This window comes from Actinomadura sp. DC4, from assembly GCF_030406325.1.
GTDB lineage: Bacteria > Actinomycetota > Actinomycetes > Streptosporangiales > Streptosporangiaceae > Actinoallomurus.
In genome coordinates this window covers 1-4,922 of sequence record NZ_JAUEQY010000071.1, presented here as the reverse complement: position 1 = coordinate 4,922, position 4,922 = coordinate 1, and the positions used below count along the sequence as shown (strand labels likewise).

Genomic DNA, 4,922 nt, shown 5'->3' with positions numbered 1-4,922 from the left:
TCCACTCCACCGTCACCGGCGAACAACTCGACACCACCCAACTCACCCCCACCTACTGGTACGACAACCTCCGCAACACCGTCCAATTCCAAAAAACCACCGAACACCTCCTCACCACCGGCCACCGCACCTTCGTGGAGACCAGCCCGCACCCCGTCCTCACGATCGGCGTTCAGCACACCGCCGACCAGGGCGGCCGGACCGCCATCACCATCCCCACGCTCCGACGAGACGAGGGCGGCCGGGAACAGCTCCTCGCCTCCTTCGCGTCGGCCCACGTGCACGGGGTGGCGGTGGACTGGCGGGCCGCGCTCGCGGACACGGGTGCCCGGCGGATACCGCTGCCGACGTACGCCTTCCAGCACGGCCGGTTCTGGCTCGACGCACGGCCCGCACCGGGCGGCGCGGCCGACCTCGGGCTGGACGCGGCCGATCATCCGCTGCTCGGCGCCAGCGCGCTCCTGGCGGATGGCGGAGGCACCGTCTTCACCGGCCGGCTGTCGCCGCGCACCCACCCGTGGCTCGCCGACCACGCCGTGCTCGGCACGGTACTCCTGCCCGGCGCGGCCTTCCTCGAACTCGCCCTGGCGGTCGGCGAACGCCTCGGATGCGATCGGCTCGACGAGCTGACCCTGCACACGCCGCTCGCCCTGCCCGAGGACGCGGTCGTCCAGCTCCAGGTCACCGTGCGGGAGCCGGACGAGTCGGGGCGGCGGTCGCTGTCGATCCACTCGCGTCCGGACGCGGACGAGCGGTCGTGGACGCGTCACGGCACCGGGACCCTCGCCGCCGGGACGCCGTACGACCCGGCCGGCCCGCTCGCCGAGGCGTGGCCGCCCGCCGGAGCCACGCCCGTCGACACGGACGACCTTTATCAGCGCCTCGGTGACCTGGGATACGGCTACGGGCCGGTCTTCCAGGGGCTCGTCGCCGCGTGGCGGCGGGACGACGACGTCTTCGCCGAGGTCGCGCTCCCGGACGGCGCGGACGAGCCCCGGTTCATCGTGCACCCGGCGCTGCTCGACGCCGCCTTCCACACACTGTTCCTGGACGGGACGGACGAGCTGCGGCTGCCGTTCTCCTGGGCCGGCGTACGGCTGCGGCTCGCCTCCTCCGGGCCGCTGCGCGTCCGGCTGTCGCGGACCGGCGCCGACACGGCCAGGCTGTGGGTCACCGACGCCGACGGCGCCATCGTGGCCGACGTCGGCACGATGACGACGCGCGCGCTCGAGGCCGGGCGGCTCGCGACACGCCATCAGTCGCTGTTCGAACTCGGCTGGACCCCGGTGTCGCTCCCTGCGGAGGCCTCACGGTTCGCCGTGCTCGGCGCTCCGGGCCTCGCCGCCGCGCTCCGGCAGGCGGGGGTGACCGCCGACGCGTACGCCGCGGAGGCCGATCCGGCGCCCGAGGTGGTGCTGGCACCGGTGGAGGGCGGGGACGTCAGGGAGGCGTTGTGCCGGACGCTGGAGCTGCTCCAGACGTGGCCGGCCGACGGCCGGCTCGTCGTCCTCACCTCCCGCGCGGTCACCACCGGCGGCGAGGACGCGGCTCCCGATCCGGCCGGGGCGGCGGTGTGGGGGCTGGTCCGCTCCGCCCAGGCGGAGAACCCGCAGCGGATCGCCCTGGTCGACCTCGACGGACAGGCCGGCTCGTACGAGGCCCTGCCGGCGGCGCTGGCGTCGGAGGAGCCGCAGCTCGCCATCCGCGCCGGGCACGCCTACGCGCCCCGGTTGGCCCGCGCGGCCTCGTCCGAGGATGCGGCGACGCCGCTGGACCCGGCGGGCACCGTACTGATCACCGGCGGGACCGGCACGCTCGGCGGCCTGGTCGCGCGGCACCTCGTCACCGAGTACGGCGCCCGGCACCTCCTGCTCACGAGCCGGCGGGGTCCCCGCGCCGACGGCGCGGACGCGCTCGTCGCCGGCCTGACCGCACTGGGCGCCGAGGTCACGGTGGCGGCCTGCGACGCCGGGGACCGCAAGGCGCTGGCCCTCCTGCTCGGGACCGTCCCGGACGAACGTCCGCTGACGGCCGTCGTGCACGCCGCAGGAGTGTTGCGCGACGGCGTGATCGGCACGCTGACGCCGCAGCACCTCGACGACGTCCTGCGCCCGAAGGCCGACGCCGCCTGGAACCTGCACGAGCTCACCCGGGATCGGGACCTGTCCGCCTTCATCCTGTTCTCCTCGGCCGCCGGCACGCTGGGCACCCCGGGACAGGGCAACTACGCCGCGGCCAACGCCTCCATGGACGCGCTGGCACACCTGCGCCGGGCCCGCGGCCTGCCCGCGACGTCGCTGGCCTGGGGACGCTGGGCGGCGGCCACCGGCCTGACCGGCGGGCTGAGCGAGACCGACCACTCTCGCCTGAGCCGCGGCGGCCTGGCCCCGCTGACCGCCGACGAAGGCCTGGCGCTCTTCGACGCCGCCCTCGCCGCCGGCCGGGCGACGCTGGTGCCGGCACGGCTGGACCCGGCCGCGCTCCGCGCGCAGGCGGAGTCCGGGACGCTGCCCGCGGTCCTCCGCGCGCTCGTCCCGCCCTCCGCCCGGCGCACCGGAGCGCCGGTGGACCCGGCCGCGCTGGTCCGGCGGCTGGCCACGCTGCCGGACGCCGGCCGGCGGCGGCTCGTCATGGACCTGGTACGCGCCGCCGCGGCGGCGGTGCTCGGGTACGCCTCGCCGGACGGTGTCGAGGAGGAACGGGCCTTCCGCGACCTCGGCTTCGACTCCCTCACCGCGGTCGAGCTGCGCAACCGGCTGACGGCGGCGACCGGGCTCGGCCTGTCTGCGTCCCTCGTGTTCGACCATCCGACGCCGGCGGCGCTCGGGGAGCACCTGCTCACCGCGCTCCTGCCGACCGCGAACTCGCGCTTCCTGGAAGAGCTCGACCGGCTGGAGGCGTCGCTGTCGGCGCTGACGCCGGGCGGCCTGCCGGAGATCGCGTCCGAAGCCGACCGGACGAAGATCACCGTACGGATGAAGGGCCTGCTGTCGCGGTGGCGGGAGCTCCAGGGCGAGGCGGCGACCGGTACGGCTCTTCACGAACGCCTCGATACAGCGACGGACGACGAACTGTTCGACCTCCTTGACCGCAGGCTCGGCGGCAACGGCCGCACGGAGGGGTGATGCTGGCGATGGCCACCGAAGAACGACTACGGGAGTACGTCAAGCGGCTCGTCGTGGAACTCGACGAGGCGCAGGAGAGCCTGCGCGCGGCCGAGAACGCGCGACGCGAGCCGATCGCGATCGTGGCGATGGGCTGCCGGTATCCCGGCGGCGTCCGCTCCCCCGAGGACCTGTGGGAACTCCTCGCCTCCGGCACCGACGCGATCACGGAGTTCCCCGCCGACCGCGGCTGGGACCTGGACCGCCTGTACGACCCCGACCCGGACCACCCGGGCACCTCGTACGCGCGGCACGGCGGTTTCCTGGACGACGCGGCCGGCTTCGACCCGGAGTTCTTCGGCGTCAACCCCCGCGAGGCCACCGCCATGGACCCACAGCAGCGGCTGCTGCTCCAGGTCGCGTGGGAGACCCTCGAACGCGCCGGCCTCGACCCCGCCGGCCTGCGCGGCAGCCCGACCGGCGTGTTCGTCGGCGTCATGTACGACGACTACGGCGGACGCCTGCTCGGCCAGGTGCCGGAGGACGTCGAGGCCTACCTGCTCAACGGCAGCGCGGGCAGCGTCGCGTCGGGCCGCGTCGCTTACACGTTCGGGCTGGAGGGCCCGGCGGTGACCGTCGACACCGCCTGCTCCTCCTCGCTGGTGGCGCTCCACCAGGCGTGCCAGGCGTTACGGAACGGCGAGTGCGACCTCGCGCTGGCCGGCGGCGTCACCGTCATGGCCACCCCGAGCGCGTTCGTCGAGTTCAGCCGCCAGCGGGGCCTGGCGCGGGACGGCCGGTGCAAGCCGTTCGCCGCGGCCGCCGACGGCACCGGTTTCGCCGAGGGCGCCGGCCTCGTCCTGGTCGAACGGCTGTCGGACGCGCGGCGCAACGGGCACCCGGTCCTCGGGCTGGTCCGCGGCTCGGCGGTGAACCAGGACGGCGCCTCGAACGGTCTGACCGCGCCGAACGGGCCCTCCCAGCAGCGCGTCATCCGCCAGGCCCTCGCCGGCGCCGGACTGACCACCGCCGACGTCGACGCCGTCGAGGCCCACGGCACCGGGACGACGCTCGGCGACCCGATCGAGGCCCAGGCTCTCCAGGCGACGTACGGGCGGAGCCGGCCCGGCGACCGGCCGGTGCACCTGGGGTCGGTCAAGTCGAACATCGGCCACACCCAGGCCGCCGCCGGCGTCGCCGGGATCATCAAGATGGTCCTGGCCATGCGGCACCGGTCCCTGCCGCGCAGCCTCCACATCGACGAGCCGTCACCACACGTCGACTGGGAGGCCGGGGCGCTGGTGCCGCTCGCCGAGGAGGTCCCCTGGCCCGGGAACGGCCGTCCCCGCCGCGCGGCCGTCTCCTCCTTCGGCATCTCCGGCACGAACGCCCACGTCGTCATCGAGGAACCACCCGCCGGGGACGAGCCCTCCCCTGGTTCCGGCGTGGTCCTTCCGTACCTGGTGTCGGGGCACACACCCCAGGCGTTGCGGGCGCAGGCCGGGCGGCTGCACCGGCACCTGAGCCGCATCGACGCCGACGCGGCGGGCGTGGCGCGCACCCTGGCCGCCCGCGCCCACCATCAGCATCGCGCCGCCGTCACGGGCGACCACCCGGCCGCCCTCGCCGACCTGGCCGCGGACACACCGAACCCACACGTGGTCCGGCCGGTCACGACGGCACCCGGGAAGCTGGCGTTCCTGTTCAGCGGTCAGGGCGGCCAGCGCCCCGGCATGGGGCTCGAGCTGTATGAGGCCTTCCCCGCCTACGCCGAGACCTTCGACGAGGCGTGCGCCCACCTCGACCTCCACCTGCCGG

The 4,922-nt window shown here is 75.2% G+C and carries 2 protein-coding genes; both read left to right on the top strand.

All coding sequences use genetic code 11. From position 1 onward, the window contains the following. Positions 1-3,125: type I polyketide synthase (locus QWU11_RS46945; RefSeq protein WP_290121112.1), on the top strand; the 3,125-nt coding region annotated here is incomplete at its 5' end. Between the two features lie 8 nt (positions 3,126-3,133). Next, a partial coding sequence (locus QWU11_RS46940; RefSeq protein WP_290121113.1) for a beta-ketoacyl synthase N-terminal-like domain-containing protein occupies positions 3,134-4,922 on the top strand: 1,789 nt, incomplete at its 3' end.